The 2,784-nt window shown below is 53.6% G+C and carries 3 protein-coding genes; all 3 read right to left on the bottom strand.

Going from position 1 to position 2,784, the window contains the following annotated elements:
* On the bottom strand, positions 1–617 hold a 617-nt coding region (locus ACXRVY_RS22940; RefSeq protein WP_458238321.1), incomplete at its 3' end, for an ABC transporter substrate-binding protein.
* 222 nt (positions 618–839) lie between these two features.
* Positions 840–1,667: a helix-turn-helix domain-containing protein gene (locus tag ACXRVY_RS22935; RefSeq protein WP_056723403.1), complete on the bottom strand. Its 828-nt coding sequence runs from the start codon at positions 1,665–1,667 to the stop codon at positions 840–842.
* Positions 1,668–2,163: 496 nt separating this feature from the next.
* On the bottom strand, positions 2,164–2,784 hold a 621-nt coding region (locus tag ACXRVY_RS22930), incomplete at its 5' end, for an aminotransferase class III-fold pyridoxal phosphate-dependent enzyme (RefSeq protein WP_458238320.1).

Here is a 2,784-nt window from a genome sequence, read left to right as displayed (position 1 = left end):
CGCTCAAGCACCACTTGCTGGCCCGGTTCGACCTGCCCAAGCTTATAGGGACCGGTACCGATGGCGTTGGGAGCCATCATCCAGTCATGCCCTTTCTCCACCGCCGCCGGGGCAATGATGTAAGCGGCATACTGACCTGCCGCGATCAGATTGGCTGGAGTGGGACTCTTAAACTTGAGCACTACCGTATCGTCAGCGAGGGCCTCGACGGTATCCAGACCGTTCCATACAAATGCAGCGCCCTGTTTCAGCTGCTTGACGTAATCAATGGACTTTTTGACGGCTGCGGCATTAAAGGCCGAACCATCATGAAATTTAACGCCGTGCCGCAGCTTGAAGGTCCAGGTCTTGCCGTTGTCGCTGCTTTCCCAGGACGTGGCGAGCCCGGGGGAAAACTCCTCAGCACTGCCTGGCGCGTTATATACCACTAGTGTCTCGTAGATATTGCCCAGCACCCGCACTTCCTCCGAAAAAGCCGAGGCCGGATCCCAATCCTTGAAAGAGGCTCGATCAGCAACAACCAACGTATTGTTTGCCGCATACACCAAACCACTGGTCAATGGCGCAGTAATGGACAGCGCCATCAACCCCGCCATCAATGTTCTTTTGAATTTCATAGGTGTTCCTTTTATTTTTATGGTGGGCGCAGCGGATCACTTGTAGAAACAGGCACTCATTCAACTGGAATGAATGATGTGATTGGCCGTTAACGAAACTGACATTTGAGTGGTGTATGGCATTATCGATCTGTCGCACAGCCAGCTCAATTTCGCGAGCACGAAGAAAAAAACGCCAGGTGACGCCCAGAAGCGTCACCTAGCGTCAATTTTTAGAAAAGACTAAAACAGCGGAGGGACGAGGTTGAACTCACCTTCTGATGGATGTACCAGCAGCCGCGACCTCACCTCGTCGGGAATCTCAGGGGCATCAATCGGAAAACAGCTGCAACTGGTGAGAGCGTTACGCAGGTCGATCGACTCGCCTAGGTGCTCAAATACGATATGGGCACCAAAAGGACGGCGGAAATTGTCACCCGAAACGCCGAGTACCAAGCCGTTGAGAAAACGGAAACGACTGCGGTAGGAGGGATAAAGCGCTGACCAGATATAGCCCCGGGACGAGAGGTACTCGCGCTCGACGATGTAAATCAGATCCGATGAGGCAAAGCAGAACCCACGATATTTATTGATGCCGAAACTGTTCAGTTGGTCATCGCCCAGCCTCATCCGCTCGTAGGTTTTACTCAGGATCTTTTCGCCGGAGCGGGTCAAGCGGGTAATCGACTTGATCACCTCCCCCGGCGCGGCAGGCGACATCAAATAGACAAAGTAGTAACCCTGGTACTTCGACAACTCCTGCGCGGAGCTCGGGAAAAAATCGGCTGGTACCGCACTGTCCGGCTCTCGCGCCGTGCGTTGCCTGTTGAGCAGAGCGCGGAAGGATTCATGCTCGGAGAATATTTCCTCCTCATCCACCCCAAAAAAAGTGCAGATCTTGCGCAGGGTAAAGGACGAGGGAGTCGCTTGCGCCCCCAAGTATTTGTTGAACTGCTGGCGGTTGATATCAAGGGAGCGGCACACCTTCGCCACCGACTTATAATATCCGCAGAGAAGGCGCAAGTTTTGACTGAAGTCTTGCATCGACTGAGATGAACTGGAACTGACCATAAAGAGTATTCCTAACGCCAGAATTGACAACATGCTGAACTAATCGTCGCTTGGGGTCACGGCTTCAAAAGCTCAGTGCAAGACAGTGCCTGAAAGTGGCGCAGAAGCTCGGCATTGCCAACCCGTGATCGACGCGAGCATTGAGCCCGACCATAGCGACTAGGTGAGGAAATATTCAACAAATACAAAAGCTTATCCAGCGATTCCTGACCCATCGGCAGAATTAACATCGGCTGCATATTTGTAATTCGCGCCTATTGCTACCCAAGATGTCACCGCTGTGGTCTTCATTAACACCACCGGTGCAGGCGAGGCCGGGGCAGGCACCAACGAAAAAGCCCCGAATAATCAGGGCTCTAACATATATATGTCGTGGCATTTTCCGTGAATACTACAACGGGCTTGCCTGTAAGCCATTTAGCAGGCCCGCTGCCTACTCTCACAGAATCGTCCGCGATACGACGCCAAACCTATCAAAGTCGAGCCGTACCCGTACTCAATGCCCCTGCGCCAGCCACCGCTGTGTATCCTCCAACGCCTTGCTGAAACAGTTGATGATCAGGTCGACTTCTTCCGCTGTAGTGACCAGGGGTGGGCAGAACGCAATGCTGTCACCAATGTTGCGGACAATCATGCCGTGCTCTTGGCAGCGAGCATTGAAATAACTACCGACCCGGCGAAGCGGCTCGAACCGGGTTTTCTCCGATTTATCTGCGACCAGCTCAACGGCGGCAATGAAGCCGACACCTCGGATTTCCCCGATTAACGGGTGGTCAGCATATTGCGAAAGGCCAGCTCGCAGTCGCGCCCCCATTTCGGCCGCGTGTTCTACCAGGTGTCGCTCTTCAATCAACTTGATGTTCTCCAGCGCCACTGCCGCAGCCACTGGGTGCCCGCTCGCGGTGAAGCCGTGTCCAAAGGTCCCGATGGTCGAACTTTGCCCCGCGATCTCCTGATAAATCCGTTCGTTGATCAACACTGCTGCAAGCGGTTGATATGACGAGGTCAACTGTTTAGACAGCACCATAATGTCTGGCTCGATGCCGAACGTAGTCGAGCCGAACATGTTGCCAGTGCGGCCAAATCCACAGACGACCTCGTCTGCTACCAACAAAAT

The organism is Pseudomonas sp. P5_A2_2, assembly GCF_054177685.1.
This window is presented reverse-complemented; position numbering and strand designations above follow the sequence as displayed.